Origin of the sequence: Flavobacterium pisciphilum (assembly GCF_020905345.1) — a bacterium.
GTDB lineage: Bacteria > Bacteroidota > Bacteroidia > Flavobacteriales > Flavobacteriaceae > Flavobacterium > Flavobacterium pisciphilum.
The window spans coordinates 4,736,442-4,749,983 of the sequence record NZ_JAJJMO010000001.1 but is presented as its reverse complement, the minus strand read 5'-3'; the positions used below and the strand labels follow the sequence as shown (position 1 = coordinate 4,749,983).

At 30.6% G+C, this 13,542-nt stretch carries 21 protein-coding genes; 10 read left to right on the top strand and 11 right to left on the bottom strand.

What is annotated here, in order from left to right; all coding sequences use genetic code 11:
- Positions 1-43 precede the first annotated feature (43 nt).
- Both LNQ49_RS20195 and LNQ49_RS20190 read left to right on the top strand, forming a co-directional pair.
- Positions 44-583, top strand: coding sequence for a DUF6452 family protein (locus tag LNQ49_RS20195; RefSeq protein WP_229990815.1), 540 nt, complete (start codon positions 44-46; stop codon positions 581-583).
- The gene (locus LNQ49_RS20190) at positions 555-1,373 is read left to right on the top strand and encodes a DUF6048 family protein (protein WP_229990814.1); all 819 of its coding nucleotides are present in this window, start codon (positions 555-557) and stop codon (positions 1,371-1,373) included. The genes LNQ49_RS20195 and LNQ49_RS20190 overlap by 29 nt, the downstream gene beginning before the upstream one ends.
- 58 nt (positions 1,374-1,431) lie before the next feature.
- Here LNQ49_RS20190 and LNQ49_RS20185 read toward each other — a convergent pair whose 3' ends face one another.
- Positions 1,432-1,668: a hypothetical protein gene (locus tag LNQ49_RS20185; RefSeq protein WP_229990813.1), complete on the bottom strand. Its 237-nt coding sequence runs from the start codon at positions 1,666-1,668 to the stop codon at positions 1,432-1,434.
- A 91-nt stretch (positions 1,669-1,759) separates the two neighbouring features.
- Positions 1,760-2,923 (bottom strand): THUMP domain-containing class I SAM-dependent RNA methyltransferase, encoded by a 1,164-nt coding sequence (locus tag LNQ49_RS20180; protein WP_229990812.1) that lies wholly within the window; start codon positions 2,921-2,923, stop codon positions 1,760-1,762.
- Between the two features lie 163 nt (positions 2,924-3,086).
- Between LNQ49_RS20180 and LNQ49_RS20175 the strand changes: the two genes are divergently transcribed.
- The 8 genes from LNQ49_RS20175 (at position 3,087) to LNQ49_RS20140 (ending at position 8,463) form a co-directional block, all read left to right on the top strand.
- On the top strand, positions 3,087-3,851 hold the full coding sequence (locus tag LNQ49_RS20175; protein WP_229990811.1) for a class I SAM-dependent methyltransferase: 765 nt from the start codon (positions 3,087-3,089) through the stop codon (positions 3,849-3,851).
- A gap of 63 nt (positions 3,852-3,914) precedes the next feature.
- Positions 3,915-4,583: a ZIP family metal transporter gene (locus LNQ49_RS20170; protein ID WP_229990810.1), complete on the top strand. Its 669-nt coding sequence runs from the start codon at positions 3,915-3,917 to the stop codon at positions 4,581-4,583.
- Between the two features lie 248 nt (positions 4,584-4,831).
- A complete protein-coding gene (gene murQ / locus LNQ49_RS20165; protein WP_229990809.1) occupies positions 4,832-5,644 on the top strand; it encodes an N-acetylmuramic acid 6-phosphate etherase in 813 nt (270 codons plus the stop codon).
- A gap of 46 nt (positions 5,645-5,690) precedes the next feature.
- On the top strand, positions 5,691-5,912 hold the full coding sequence (locus LNQ49_RS20160; protein WP_229990808.1) for a DUF6095 family protein: 222 nt from the start codon (positions 5,691-5,693) through the stop codon (positions 5,910-5,912).
- A gap of 33 nt (positions 5,913-5,945) precedes the next feature.
- Positions 5,946-6,518, top strand: a complete 573-nt coding sequence (locus tag LNQ49_RS20155) for a pentapeptide repeat-containing protein (protein ID WP_229990807.1) — start codon at positions 5,946-5,948, stop codon at positions 6,516-6,518.
- 2 nt (positions 6,519-6,520) lie between these two features.
- Positions 6,521-7,096 (top strand): DUF1572 domain-containing protein, encoded by a 576-nt coding sequence (locus LNQ49_RS20150; protein WP_229990806.1) that lies wholly within the window; start codon positions 6,521-6,523, stop codon positions 7,094-7,096.
- 175 nt (positions 7,097-7,271) lie between these two features.
- Entirely contained in the window at positions 7,272-7,643 is a 372-nt protein-coding gene (locus LNQ49_RS20145; RefSeq protein ID WP_229990805.1) for a DNA topoisomerase IV, read from the top strand.
- A gap of 43 nt (positions 7,644-7,686) precedes the next feature.
- A complete protein-coding gene (locus tag LNQ49_RS20140) occupies positions 7,687-8,463 on the top strand; it encodes a TerC family protein (RefSeq protein ID WP_229990804.1) in 777 nt (258 codons plus the stop codon).
- Between the two features lie 144 nt (positions 8,464-8,607).
- Here the strand turns inward: LNQ49_RS20140 and LNQ49_RS20135 are convergent, their stop codons facing one another.
- The 9 genes from LNQ49_RS20135 to LNQ49_RS20095 form a co-directional block, all read right to left on the bottom strand.
- Complete coding sequence (locus tag LNQ49_RS20135) at positions 8,608-8,958, bottom strand: immunity 51 family protein (RefSeq protein WP_229990803.1); 351 nt, start codon at positions 8,956-8,958, stop codon at positions 8,608-8,610.
- Between the two features lie 179 nt (positions 8,959-9,137).
- On the bottom strand, positions 9,138-9,479 hold the full coding sequence (locus LNQ49_RS20130; RefSeq protein WP_229990802.1) for a hypothetical protein: 342 nt from the start codon (positions 9,477-9,479) through the stop codon (positions 9,138-9,140).
- Between the two features lie 244 nt (positions 9,480-9,723).
- Positions 9,724-10,089 (bottom strand): hypothetical protein, encoded by a 366-nt coding sequence (locus tag LNQ49_RS20125; RefSeq protein ID WP_229990801.1) that lies wholly within the window; start codon positions 10,087-10,089, stop codon positions 9,724-9,726.
- Between the two features lie 436 nt (positions 10,090-10,525).
- Positions 10,526-11,455 carry a hypothetical protein gene (locus tag LNQ49_RS20120; RefSeq protein ID WP_229990800.1) on the bottom strand — a complete coding sequence of 310 codons (930 nt, stop codon included), beginning with the start codon at positions 11,453-11,455 and terminating at the stop codon, positions 10,526-10,528.
- On the bottom strand, positions 11,446-11,736 hold the full coding sequence (locus tag LNQ49_RS20115; RefSeq protein ID WP_229990799.1) for a hypothetical protein: 291 nt from the start codon (positions 11,734-11,736) through the stop codon (positions 11,446-11,448). Before LNQ49_RS20115 ends, LNQ49_RS20120 begins: the two co-directional genes overlap by 10 nt.
- Positions 11,737-11,775: 39 nt before the next feature.
- On the bottom strand, positions 11,776-12,093 hold the full coding sequence (locus LNQ49_RS23280; protein ID WP_305070225.1) for an RHS repeat-associated core domain-containing protein: 318 nt from the start codon (positions 12,091-12,093) through the stop codon (positions 11,776-11,778).
- 232 nt (positions 12,094-12,325) lie between these two features.
- Positions 12,326-12,973, bottom strand: coding sequence for a hypothetical protein (locus LNQ49_RS20105; protein WP_229990798.1), 648 nt, complete (start codon positions 12,971-12,973; stop codon positions 12,326-12,328).
- A complete protein-coding gene (locus LNQ49_RS20100) occupies positions 12,964-13,317 on the bottom strand; it encodes an AHH domain-containing protein (RefSeq protein WP_346432476.1) in 354 nt (117 codons plus the stop codon). The genes LNQ49_RS20105 and LNQ49_RS20100 overlap by 10 nt, the downstream gene beginning before the upstream one ends.
- Positions 13,301-13,537 (bottom strand): RHS repeat-associated core domain-containing protein, encoded by a 237-nt coding sequence (locus tag LNQ49_RS20095; RefSeq protein ID WP_346432487.1) that lies wholly within the window; start codon positions 13,535-13,537, stop codon positions 13,301-13,303. The genes LNQ49_RS20100 and LNQ49_RS20095 overlap by 17 nt, the downstream gene beginning before the upstream one ends.
- Between the last annotated feature and the right edge of the window lie 5 nt (positions 13,538-13,542).

The following is a 13,542-nucleotide window of genomic DNA, read 5'->3' as shown; positions in this document are numbered from 1 at the left end:
TTATTGAATAAAAAACGTGTGAAGTATAAATCACAAACAGTAAATGAAAAAAATACTTTTTATAATAATCGTAATTGCCTTCGCTTTTTCAGGATGTGAAAAGGATGATATTTGTGATGCTAATACTCCAACAACACCTCGATTGGTAATTTCCTTTTTTGATCGTACTAATTCAACCCCTAAGAATGTAACAAACTTAAAGGTAATTGGAGAAAAAATGACACAAGGTATTATCTTTAATGAGAATGCTGTTGTTGAGTCGGACAAATACATTACTAATGGAAATAAAATTTCTATTCCGCTTAAAACAAATGCTGAAAGTACTACTTATCGTTTTATATTAAATTATAACGATCCAAACCCAGCTTTAATAAATGAGGATGTAATAAAATTCAACTATACGCATATAAATACTTTTGTTTCAAGAGCATGTGGCTATAAAACCACATTTACTTTAGACCCAAGTACCCCATTTGTCCTAACTGATTCAGGTAACCTTGAAGGGTTTTGGATGCAAGCTGTTTATGTACAACAACCTAACATTGAATTTGAAAATGAAACACACATCAAAGTATATCTTTAGCTTTTGCCTTATGTTGTCTTTATTTATGGTTCAAGCCCAAGAAACAACAGCAACCAAAACTACAATAACAAATAAAACTGAAACAAAAACGGCAAAGCCAGCTCCAAAAAAAGTGGCTACACAGGAAGTTAAGCAAGATACTGTGCCTGCAAAAACGGATCGTTATGGTGTACGTTTTGGTGTTGATTTATATAAATTAACCCGTGGCCTATATGATTCAGATTATAAAGGAGTGGAATTTACAGGAGATTATCGATTAACAAAGAAATATTATCTAGCTGCTGAAATAGGCCTAGAAAATAAAACGACTGATGATGACAGAGTAAATTCAACTGCCAAAGGAACTTATCTAAAAGCCGGATTCGATTATAATTTGTATGAAAACTGGCTTGATATGGAAAATATAATATCAGTAGGTTTGCGCTACGGTTTTAGTTCATTCAGCCAAGAATTAAATAGCTTTAAAATCTACAATTCAGATCCCTATTGGGGTGAACTTCCTCCTGAAGCTTCTGGTAAAAAATTTAGTGGTTTATCTGCTAGCTGGCTAGAAGTAAATGCAGGAGTAAAAGCAAAAGTTTTTAATAATGTGTTTGTAGGTTTCAGCGTGCAGTTAAAAACTTTGGTTTCAAATAAAAAACCAGACAACTTCGACAATCTTTATATTCCAGGTTTCAACCGAACGTATAATGGTAATTTCGGAATTGGTTTTAACTATACTGTTTCTTATTTCATTCCTATTTACAAGAAAAAAGTTGTAATCCCAGGAACAGCAAAAGCTAAAAAATAATATAATCTTACAATTTGGTTATTTAAACAATAACCAAATTGTAAAATATAATTTAGGACTACCCTATTTCTTTAATACCTTTCATAAAAATCCATTTCATAAAAAGTTTTTCTCCATCTTTAGTTTTAGCAGCTTGAAATTTCGGAGACAGAATAGTTCCCACAACAAATGCTGTCATCGGAATCCAAAAACCAGTTAATCCTGTGTATTTTTCTACCAAAAATCGCGCTAATATAAATAGTATAGCAAAGCAGCCCAGCTGATATAAAAATGCTCTTACTTGTAATTTTGTCATTATCTTTTAAGTTACTGAGTTCCTGAGGCTCTAAGTTACTAAGATTACACCTTAGCAACTTAGTATCTTAGCCACTTAGAACCTTAAATTATTATTCTGTTACCTGAAACTTAGTTCTTTTACTTCCTTCGTACATTTCGTATTTTACTAATCTCGCTTCTAAACTTGCATTAAAAAGCTTGATTTTTCTAGACGGCTTAAGTCCAACATACTTCAAGGCTTCAAGATTGGCAGTAATAAACCAAGCATTAGTTCCTGGATAGTTTTTCTTTAATGTATCACCAATATTTTTGTAGAATTCTTCCATATGAATATCCAAACGTTCATCATACGGCGGATTAAATACCATATGTAAAGTTCCCTGAGTAGTTTTCTCAGTGTCAAAAAAGTTATTCTCTTCGATAGAGACATAATCTTCTAAGTTGGCATTTCTAATATTGTCTTTGGCTTTACTTACTGCACTTGGCGCTTTATCAAATCCTTTTATAGTATAATGAAACTCTTTTGTTTTTTTCATCAAACTGCTTACAATTTGATCAAACAAATCATTATCCCAATCATTCCATTTTTCAAAAGCAAACTCTTTTCTATTAATATTCGCAGGGATATTACATGCGATCATAGCTGCTTCAGCAAGAAAAGTTCCAGAACCACACATAGGATCTAAGAAATGACCTTGACCTTCCCATCCAGACAACAACAAAATTCCTGCAGCCAATACTTCATTTATTGGAGCAATATTCGTAGCTGTTCTATATCCACGTTGATGTAATGAGTTACCAGAAGTATCTAGAGCAACCGAAACTTGATCTTTATCAATGTGTACATTTATTCTTAAATCTGGATGCGCTTTATCAATACTTGGACGTTGTCCTGTACGCTCTCTAAACTGATCTACAATAGCATCTTTACACTTTTGAGAAACAAACTCAGAGTGATTAAAATGTTCTGAATGCACCGTTGCATCAATCACAAAAGTTTGATTGGCATTTATAAGCTTAGACCAGTTTACACCCGAAATACCTTTATATAGAGCTTGTTCATTATTAGCTCTAAAAAAGTAAATTGGCTTAAGCACTTTCAATGCTGTACGCAATGATAAGTTGGCTTTATACATAAACCCTTTATCCCCTTTAAAACTTACCATTCTCACACCTTGCTCAACGTCTTGTGCTCCTAGCAATTGTAATTCTTTTGCTAAAATTTCTTCAAAGCCAAAAAAGGTTTTGGCCACCATTTTAAAATTATCTTCCATTTTTATATTTAAATTAAAACAGACTTATTTAAACAAAAATCAATCTGTAATAAAAAATTTCAAATTTACACAGCGACATTCTTCGTGTATCGCTTGCGAAATAGTTATTTTTCAGCAAAAATACACTAAATTTGCGGGACTTGAATTAATTGAAAAAGAATAAATGTCTGAAGCACATCACTCATCTGCAACAAATCCAAATCAACCATCTGAAAACTGGTTCACTTCTTGGTTCGATACGCCATACTACCATATATTATATAAGGACAGAAATTATAGAGAAGCGCAAATTTTTATGGATAATCTTACGCACTATCTTAATCTTCCTGAAAAAGCCAAAGTACTTGATTTAGCATGCGGAAAAGGGCGTCATTCTATTTATTTAAACCAATTAGGATATAATGTTCTTGGAGCAGACCTATCTGAAAACAGTATTACCGAAGCAAGCAAAAATAGTAACGAAACATTACATTTCAAGGTACACGACATGCGTGAGCCATTTGAAGAAAAATTTGATGCTATTTTCAATCTATTTACCAGCTTTGGTTATTTTGAAAATGACGAAGATAATCTTACCACTCTAAAAGCGATAAAAGCAAGCTTAAATGAATATGGCTTTGCAGTAATCGACTTTATGAATGTAACACAAGTAATAGAAACACTAGTTCCTGAAGAAATAAAAACTGTCGATGGTATCGATTTTCATATCAAGAGATATGTAGAAGACGGACATATTTTTAAAGAAATAGATTTTGAGGACCAAGGCAAAAAATTTCATTTTACCGAAAAAGTAAAAGCCCTAACTTTAAAAGATTTTGAAGACCTAATGGAACAAGCTGGTATTTTTCTATTAGATATATTTGGTGATTATAAATTAAAAAAGTTTCACAAAACCGATAGCGAACGATTAATCATGATTTTTAAGTAATTGACAAATCCTTTATTTGCTTGGTCAATATTAAAGGAGGAAACTAAAAAACGATTAAACTAAATGAATTATCTATTACCACTACTTTCTGTATTATTGGGATATATTGTCGCATTGATTCTTAAACCAAAAGACAAAACCAATCTTAAATTATTATTAGCATTTAGCGGATCATTTCTGCTATCGCTTACAGTAATGCATCTATTACCGGAAGTATACGAATCGCACAACCATAATATTGGATTATTTATAATGCTTGGAATTTTATTCCAAATCATACTAGAGTTTTTTTCCAAAGGTGCTGAACATGGGCACGTACATGGGCACGCAAAAATGTCTCAAATCCCATGGTTACTCTTCATCAGTTTATGCATACATGCTTTTCTAGAAGGATTCCCTGTGAGCCATCATCACGATATCGCTATAGGTATTGCTATACATCACTTGCCAATTGCGATTATCTTAACAACCTTTTTTATTAATGCACATCTTAACAAAAAGGCCATTTTTGCATTTATGATAACATTTGCAATCATGACACCACTAGGAACAATAGCATCTGAGTATTTGCCAATCTTAAATGATTATCACACCGAAATTACAGCAGTTGTAATCGGAATATTATTCCATATTTCATCAACTATAATTTTTGAAAGTAGCGAAGGACACAAATTTAATATTGCCAAGATTTCGATGATTATTTTCGGAATTGCACTGGCTTATTTCATATAATCTGGACGTGTCCCTTTGGGTCGGGCTTTCGGCTATATCTTTTTTTTCGTTCCTCCAAAAAAAGGATGCCGCCTCAATCCCTCACGCAACTTAAAAATCAAAAAAGCTATTCTTTACACAATAAATATTCTGTTTTTCATCTCTATTTTTTTAAACTAATTAGCTCTATTTCACATGAATTGTTTAACACTAAGTAGGAAAAACTTTGTAACTTTGGTGCTTTGTAACTTAGAACCTCAAAAAACAAAATGACATTTACAAAAATCACAGAGCAGTCCTCAAAATATGAACATCTGGAAAAAATGTCTGTACATGACTTACTGACTAACATTAATCAGGAAGACAAAACAGTTCCTTTTGCAGTAGAAAAAGCAATTCCACAAATAGAAGCTCTTGTAGCTCAAATCGCAACCAAACTAAAACTTGGTGGGCGCTTATTTTATATAGGAGCAGGTACATCAGGTCGTTTAGCGATTGTAGATGCATCGGAATGTCCTCCTACTTTTGGTGTTCCATTCGATTTAGTAAACGGAATCATTGCAGGTGGAGACAAAGCTATCCGTCAGGCGGTAGAAAATGCTGAAGACGATGCAAAACAAGCATGGATCGATTTACAAAAACACAACATCACCGAAAAAGATGTTGTAATTGGAATTGCAGCCTCAGGAACGACACCTTATGTAATTGGAGGTTTAGAACGTTGTAATGAAAATAACATTATCACAGGATGCATAACATGTAACGCCGAAAGCCCGCTTTCACAAACTGCACAATTCCCTATAGAAGTAGTTGTTGGACCTGAATTTGTTACAGGAAGCTCCAGAATGAAAGCAGGAACTGCACAAAAACTGGTACTTAATATGATTTCAACTGCAGCCATGATACAACTCGGAAAAGTAAAGGGCAACAAAATGGTCGATATGCAATTAAGCAACAGCAAATTAGTTGACCGCGGAGTAAAAATGATAATGGGTGAAATTCCTGTTTCATACGAGCAAGCATCCGAACTATTACATACATATGGAAGTGTACGGAAAGCAATCGAAAATTATAATATGTAAAAAGTGACATCCGTTCTGTAGGACATGAAACTGAAAATTAAAAAATATGGGAACAAATAAAGAATTGATAGGAAAAGGAGTTAAATATTTATCGGGTTCTTTGCCCCTATTATTTATTGGCCCTTCAGTAATATACAATGCGTTTATGAACAAACAAAACGTATGGCATTACCTAGTACTTGCTATCGGTATTATTGCTTGTTTGGCTGGAATGTTTTTAATCTTTTATGGTCTAAAAACAATTATGAGAGGCCTGTTTAATGACTAATTTTTTTAATTCAAAATAAATTCTAAGACTACAATGGATAGCTTAATTCATATTCAAAAAACATTCGATAAGGTTATCTATATTGATAAAAAAATAAACAATCGCGAATTTGAAGATTGTGTATTTAAAAATTGCGATTTCTCTAACAGTAATTTTGCTTACAATACTTTTTTAGATTGTGAATTTATCGATTGCAATTTATCAATGACAAGTCTAAAAGGCACAAGCTTAAAAAATGTAACATTTAAGAATTGTAAACTCCTAGGAATTGCGTTTAATGAAGGTGAGGATTTTCTATTCCAAGTGTATTTTGAAGAATCTGCATTAGACTATGCTTCATTTTCGAATAAAAAAATGCCGAAAACAAAATTCATCAACTGTTCGATGAAAGAAACTACTTTTATTGGCACCAACTTAACAAGTTCGGTTTTTGATAATTGTAATCTAGAAGGAGCTATTTTTAACGAAACACAATTGGCAGGCGTAAATTTTAAAACTGCCTATAATTTTAAAATAGATCCAGAGTTTAATCCTATGAAAAAAGCACAATTCTCAACAGAAGGTGTTTTGGGACTTTTAGATAAGTATGACATTAAAATTGTATAATCATGAATGCATCCGAATCGTATTTAGAAAGTATAAAAAAACAATTTTTATACTATAAAACCCTAGGCGAAAAAGCAATTGCCCAACTCGAACCCGAACAAATTTTCACTACTTTAAATGAAGACACTAATAGTATTGCTACTATAGTAAAACACCTCTCAGGCAATATGCTTTCGCGTTGGACCGATTTCTTAACAACCGATGGTGAAAAACAATGGCGTAATCGTGATGAAGAATTTGAAAATGACTCACAATCAAAAGATGAAGTAATGGTGGCTTGGGAAAAGGGCTGGAAATGCCTTTTTGAAGCTTTAAACAGCTTACAACCTAATCAGCTAACAGATATTATATACATTCGAAATGAAGGCCATACAGTGATTGAAGCCATCAATAGGCAATTAGCACATTATCCATATCATGTGGGGCAAATTGTATTCTATGCCAAACAATTAAAAAATAGTAGCTGGCAAAGTCTATCAATCCCAAGAAAAGAATCTAATAGTTACAATGCTGCAAAGTTTGCACAAGAAAAAGAAATTAAGAACTTTACAGACGAAGAGTTAAAAAGATTAAAATAAATAATATTCTATCAGATTGAGCAAAATTCTTTTGACTCTGCTCACAATGATACAAAATCTGAGCATCCTAATTAGAACAAAAGAACTCTTTATAAAAAAAGAGTACTGTTTAACTTGGGAGTCAAAGATTTAACGGAGTTAAATAGCTCCAAAAAAATTAAACAAATCATTTATTATGAAAAAATTACTATTACTCCCTTTACTACTTATTGTAGCATCTTGTTACAATACCGAACACAATTGCAAGGATTTTAAAACTGGAAAATTCAAGTTTGAATTCGAAGTTGATGGAGTAAAAAAAACAACTATTTTTGAACGAAAAGATGATATTGAAATAGAAACATACGAAGGTAAAACCGATACAGCAACAATTCGTTGGGTAAGTGATTGCGAATATGTACTACAAAAGAAACACCCAAAAAATAAAGCCGAAGAAAAAGCTATCGGAATGAAAATTTTAAGCACAACCAAAGATTCTTATACTTTTGAATTCGGAATGATTGGCTCAAACCAAAAGCAACGCGGTACTGTTGTCCGAATTGATTAATTTTTATCCCTAATTTCACCCCTTAATTAACACCCTTTTTTAGATGGAAGTATTTTTAAATCCTGATGCATGGATTGCCTTATTGACACTGACTTTTCTTGAAATTATTTTAGGAATCGACAATATCATTTTTATATCGATAGTAACTGGGAAACTCCCTCCTGAAGATCGCAAAAAAGCGACTCGAATAGGTTTGTTTTTAGCTATGTTCATGCGTATTGCTCTATTAATGGGTATCTCGTACTTAATAGCAATGAAAGCAACTGTTTTTAGCATCAATTGGGGTTGGTTAAATGCTGATTTTACAGGACAAGCTTTGATATTATTAGGAGGTGGATTATTCTTGATTTATAAAAGCACTAAAGAAATAAGTGAAAAAGTAGACCATAAAGGTGAAGAAGAACAAACACTGAAAGGTGTTGCAAAAAAGTCGTTTTCAAATGTAATTGTACAAATTTTACTAATCGATTTAATCTTTTCTGTAGATTCTATTTTAACTGCTGTAGGAATGACAAATGGTGTTACAGGCGCTTTAACTATTATGATTACTGCTGTTATTATTTCAGTAATGGTAATGATGTTATTTGCAGTTCCAGTTGGGAATTTTGTAAATGCAAATCCTTCAATACAAATTTTAGGACTTGCTTTTTTAATCCTAATTGGCTTTATGTTAATTACTGAAAGTATGCATTTATCTAATGCCTCTCTAGTTGGAGAGCATATAGGCGCAGTACCTAAAGGATACTTATATTTTGCTATTTCGTTTTCATTAGCTGTAGAGTTTATCAATATGAAAATGAGAAAACGATCAAAATCATAACATCGAATATTTATAATAAAAAAGCGCTAAGATTATCTTAGCGCTTTTTTTTAGTTTCTTATCTATCTGAAAAATACCCTTTCCCCTTTGAGATTTCAAATTTATTCTTTCCTTCAGCCCGAGTACAACCTCATTTAGATACTACTAATCCAATTCAGCCCTTGAAAACAAATCTTGAATTAAAGTTTCATTTTCACAAGCTTGTTTGAACGAAGCAATAAATGATTTTAATGCATCACTATCCGAAGAATATGCACAAAACATACTGCCTTCAGGATCAAATTTCACAATATTGATTAGTTCTGGTTTTTGTTCTTCTAAAAATATTTGTGCTAAAGAACCCCAATCATATCCATTTCCTTCAAATCCCTCATCTTCTCTTACTTGAAAAATTTCAGTTTTATATTCTCCTACGTTCAAGCAAACAGACACATTGCTTTCATGTTCTACCCAAAAGAATGGTTCTATTGATTCTTTAAAACTATTTATATCCATATTATTCTAATTATTTAAAAAAATTATCACCATTGACTTTTATCACATCTCTACATTTCTAAGATATTTTATCTTCGCATTTTTAAAGTCATTCATTAAGAGTCAAAACCATTATAATTTAATAAACTAAATCTATTATTATTTTTAATTATCTCACAGCTCATATCTTCACACATATTTTATATTTTTTCTAATTCAGAAAATAAGTTATCTGCTGATTCTTTTATACCATTTCTAAAACTTGCAGGTATTTTTTTTCCACATCTTTCAAACCAAGCATAAAAAGTTTCTTTTATTTGACTTCTATTTAATTTTGCTACTCTTCTATTTGCCATTTCAGGATATCTTTTACTTAAATATACAAAAGCATCTAAATGCACCAATAAAGCTTGACAAGCTTCCTCTGATGTTCTAAGCCACTCCTCTGCTTCTTGAATTTGTTGTATCGCTAAATTAAAATAACGAGCTGGTTCTAAATCAGCCATCTGATTTCCTTCTGGTGCTGTACTGTAAATTTTCATTTATTATTATTTTGATTGTGTTCACAAGTCCAATCCTCATGTCAACAAGGAAATTTTATACATCATCATTTTCTAAATTATTAATAAATTTAGTAAAAATAGAGTTAATATTACTATGCTATCCGTATATCCACGTCTATAATCAATTAAATGATTTGGTAGTGTTCACAATTTGGACACTCACATCAGAAAGAGTCGACTTTTCATGCAGTTTTCCAAATATTAAAGATTCTAAATATTGTCTTTATTTATTAAAGAATAAATCTCTTTTAGATTTGTAGTCGGGACTATTTCTAATTTTATTCTTATTGTTAAAAAAAAGAATCGATTCATTGTATATATCCCTACTACATTCAATAGAAATAATATTTTTGCCCTCTTTAATACTAAACAAAAATTTATTATCCTGATAATCTAAAGTAGCATTACTTAAATCAATTAGTCCTTTTTTTCCATATAATCCTAATGAATATTGATAAACAATATTCTCACTATTAATATTGATAAATCCACATTTTTTAAATTTAGAATAAACCTCTAATGTTAGATTGTTATGATTCTCATTATAAGATTTTATATGAAATTTAGGTTTAAAGAAAAAATATATCATAGGAGTTATAATTAACAGAATTAATAAAATATATAATTTGGACATTTTATTTACAGCTTTAAGATTTATTTTTTTTAGCTAATGATGCTGGTGTAACTTTCTTATACCATTGCATTTTTTTTTATTCCAGTTGCTTACACAGGTCCCAGCACATTGTCTATTCCTAAGATTATAACCCTTGGAAGATGTATTCCCGCTTCAAATCCCTTAATATATTACTATAAATCAGTTATTTGAATTCCTTCTGGGGCAGTACTATATATTTTCATAATTTATAATTTTATTGAAAATTTTTCTTTTCTGATAATCTTAATAGAAGAAACAAAAAAATTATTCTTGTAGTTAATTAAAATAATAAAACCCTAAATAATTTATAGGGTTTATTGTTTTGATCATATATACAAACTAAAATCTTGCATCTACCTTGAAAACATTATTATGCAAAATCAATATTTAATAGATAATTAAATATGTCTTCAAACAAATTCCTGTTTGTTTTTTTAAAAGGATTATTACAATCTATAACAGTTAAACTACATAAGTTCTTAGATTCTAATAATGCTTCTATATTTTTTATTTTCTTAGAAGATCTAATATAAATTTCTTTTAAATTTGGCAATTTTAGAAATAATTCGCAATCTATTTCAGCCTGTGAATGAGCTATGTTTAAAAATTCAACATCATTATATAATACTATTTTTTCAAAAGAGAAATCTTTTTTCATTTCTGACAAATACATATATTTTAATCGATATGACAAATATTCAAATATTTGATGATTCGCAACATTATGAATTTCAACAAACTCTAAATTTTGTAAATCTTTAATATGCTCTAATATATTACCTTCTTTATCAATCCCTGTACTCAAATATTTAAGATTAGAAAAATTATTATCTGAGATAGAAATATCATTAAAAACAAGATTTAACCAAGGAGGAGTGTCTAGAACTAATGCTTTTATTTTTTCAAATCCAGTTTCTGGAAACTGAGGATAATTACTTTTATTAGATATATAGATATCACTAGCAGTTATTATTAAAGTTTCTACACATTCAGGCAGATTTTCTTTATTAATTTGTTCCAAAAATGAAATCGGAATATCTAGTTGCTTAAGATTTGGAAGTTCCATAATATAAGATGGAAATCCATCATTTTTATTCGCTTTATTAGGTTTTAATCTTAAATAGAAAATATTTGAATAATCATCAGTCTTTGGTTTCATTTTCCATAAAACTTTTTTCGCATTTAAAAAAGTTTTACAAATGTCCTTATCTCCAATACAAAATTGATTATCCTCCCAATTCTGAAAATATTTACCTTTCTCTATAAATATCATCGGTTTATTTATCTGTTCTATTTGCATGTTATTCTTCTTTTATTAGCTTTTGCTCCTTCTAAATCAATCAAATCTTCTACTGCTTTTCTTTTTTTAGAATCTTGTATACCTGTGTTATTATTTAATTTTTGCCCTTTTTTAATCTCCTTTTGAGCTTCTCTATTTTCGTAATGACGTAAAATATTATTCTTATCACTTGCACTTGTCGCAGTACCAAAATCAACATTTATGTATTGAACTTTAGTCCCTGGTTTGTTCAAAAGATTCTGCGCCTCAACATGCTTAGTAGAAGAAACTCTTTTCTTCATCCCTTGCTTTCCATAACCAGAATTTCCTACATAAGATTCCTATCCATTAGAAATAATATATACACTAGGACTATCAGGCAAAGATAATGGTGCATCTACTAACCCTAAAATATCAGCCCAACCGTTACTGTCGTGGACATATGAATATAAAGCATCTCCTCCTAATAATCTTATTGGATCTTGATTCAAATACAAACCCGTATCAGGATTATAGTATCGAAAACGATTATAATACAACAAAGCCTCTGTATCCTCATACTGAACGAGTTGTCTAAAAGGAATAAATTTCCTATCTCCTTTTAAATCTTTTAGACCACCATAAGTATCATAATCCGTTTCCCAAACTAATTTATCCAAACTCACTATAAACTTGTACTGGGCGACCAATTAATTGTTAATAATGCTATACTTTGTACTTTAACTATCTTTTCACACTATTAAATATTTACATTTTCCTGTATTCTGTAAAATGAATTGCATTAAAACTCTTTTATAAAACAACAAAACCGAGGAAATTTCTCGGTTTTTTTTATGGTTATTTTTGATTTTGATGAAGTTCATGAGCGAGATGCTTACGCCAACAAGAGGATTAAATCCTTTTTCTACCTTCATAAATATTTACTTCTCTAATTTCTCCATTCAAGGCTTGCTGTTTTGAATTTATTTTTATTTTTTTATCATCATAACTAAATAAAAACTCTCTTAGAGGTAAATACCTCTCTCTCTTTTTGTAAAATCCATGTCTTTCTATCTTGGAGATTTGTTCTTCAAGATTATAATCATATAAATCAACAAATAAACTTTCCTCTTCCAAATCTTCATTAATTACGTATAGCAAGATTTTTTTAGTTTTATTTTTATCCAAAACTTTAACTTTAATTTGCTTTAAACACATTTCATCTTTAGAATTTCTTGAAAATAAAAACCAAACATTGCAATCCTCATTATAATCTACAAAAACACTTCCCCATGTCTCATTTTCAGAGTTAAAAGCATAAACTAACTTTTCGTCAACATAATTATTACATATTGAATTGCTCTTTAGTTCTCTATAAATTTTAGGAGGCTTTAACTGATTCATTTCATATTCATATGCAAAAAATTCTAAATACGATGAACTCCAATTCACAAATGAAAATTGATTTCTACTAATTTTTTCTTTTCTTTTTTCGAATGTTTCCCTATTTAATTCAAAAAAATCCCTAATAATTTCATAATTATTTTCAATTATCGACATGCCTTTCCAAGTTTTTTAGTTGTTCCAGTTTCCCAAGTCCTTCCGGCTTCTAACTCCTGTTTAATATTAGCTAATTCAGTTTCAAAATCTGCCTTGTTTTTTCCATTTAACCTATCGTATATTTCATCTTTATAGTCATTACCATGTAAACCATCTTGTTGATGAGAAATATCTGCACCTAATGGCTCCTTATCAACATCCTTTACAGGTATCCATATACCATTAGTATCCCCATCAATATTAATTCCATGAGCTTGCATTTGAGTAACTAATGAATTCATTTTTGTATTTTGAGTTCCAGTCATCACTATATGATGTGCTGCATGATTAGAGCAGAGCAGCACCTAAGTTTGACCCTAACAAAGCGGAATTAGATTGTAATCCAAAAATATCTACTTTTTTATTGCTATCTCTTACATACCCATACAATGTTGGATTATTTCCAGCGAGCCCAATCGGACCCTGAGATAAGTATAATCCAGTTTCACTATTATAATACCTAAAACGGTTATAGTACAATCCAGTTTCTACATCCTCATACTGCCCAAGTTGTCTAAAGGGGATTAGGT

What these genes read in the sequence shown, in the direction of transcription:
- LNQ49_RS20195 (WP_229990815.1), top strand. Translation starts at nt 44, where the DNA reads ATGAAAAAAATACTTTTTATAATAATCGTAATTGCCTTCGCTTTTTCA.
- LNQ49_RS20190 (WP_229990814.1), top strand. Translation starts at nt 555, where the DNA reads ATGAAACACACATCAAAGTATATCTTTAGCTTTTGCCTTATGTTGTCT.
- LNQ49_RS20185 (WP_229990813.1), bottom strand. Translation starts at nt 1,668, where the DNA reads ATGACAAAATTACAAGTAAGAGCATTTTTATATCAGCTGGGCTGCTTT.
- LNQ49_RS20180 (WP_229990812.1), bottom strand. Translation starts at nt 2,923, where the DNA reads ATGGAAGATAATTTTAAAATGGTGGCCAAAACCTTTTTTGGCTTTGAA.
- LNQ49_RS20175 (WP_229990811.1), top strand. Translation starts at nt 3,087, where the DNA reads ATGTCTGAAGCACATCACTCATCTGCAACAAATCCAAATCAACCATCT.
- LNQ49_RS20170 (WP_229990810.1), top strand. Translation starts at nt 3,915, where the DNA reads ATGAATTATCTATTACCACTACTTTCTGTATTATTGGGATATATTGTC.
- murQ (WP_229990809.1), top strand. Translation starts at nt 4,832, where the DNA reads ATGACATTTACAAAAATCACAGAGCAGTCCTCAAAATATGAACATCTG.
- LNQ49_RS20160 (WP_229990808.1), top strand. Translation starts at nt 5,691, where the DNA reads ATGGGAACAAATAAAGAATTGATAGGAAAAGGAGTTAAATATTTATCG.
- LNQ49_RS20155 (WP_229990807.1), top strand. Translation starts at nt 5,946, where the DNA reads ATGGATAGCTTAATTCATATTCAAAAAACATTCGATAAGGTTATCTAT.
- LNQ49_RS20150 (WP_229990806.1), top strand. Translation starts at nt 6,521, where the DNA reads ATGAATGCATCCGAATCGTATTTAGAAAGTATAAAAAAACAATTTTTA.
- LNQ49_RS20145 (WP_229990805.1), top strand. Translation starts at nt 7,272, where the DNA reads ATGAAAAAATTACTATTACTCCCTTTACTACTTATTGTAGCATCTTGT.
- LNQ49_RS20140 (WP_229990804.1), top strand. Translation starts at nt 7,687, where the DNA reads ATGGAAGTATTTTTAAATCCTGATGCATGGATTGCCTTATTGACACTG.
- LNQ49_RS20135 (WP_229990803.1), bottom strand. Translation starts at nt 8,958, where the DNA reads ATGGATATAAATAGTTTTAAAGAATCAATAGAACCATTCTTTTGGGTA.
- LNQ49_RS20130 (WP_229990802.1), bottom strand. Translation starts at nt 9,479, where the DNA reads ATGAAAATTTACAGTACAGCACCAGAAGGAAATCAGATGGCTGATTTA.
- LNQ49_RS20125 (WP_229990801.1), bottom strand. Translation starts at nt 10,089, where the DNA reads ATGATATATTTTTTCTTTAAACCTAAATTTCATATAAAATCTTATAAT.
- LNQ49_RS20120 (WP_229990800.1), bottom strand. Translation starts at nt 11,455, where the DNA reads ATGCAAATAGAACAGATAAATAAACCGATGATATTTATAGAGAAAGGT.
- LNQ49_RS20115 (WP_229990799.1), bottom strand. Translation starts at nt 11,736, where the DNA reads ATGAAGAAAAGAGTTTCTTCTACTAAGCATGTTGAGGCGCAGAATCTT.
- LNQ49_RS20105 (WP_229990798.1), bottom strand. Translation starts at nt 12,973, where the DNA reads ATGTCGATAATTGAAAATAATTATGAAATTATTAGGGATTTTTTTGAA.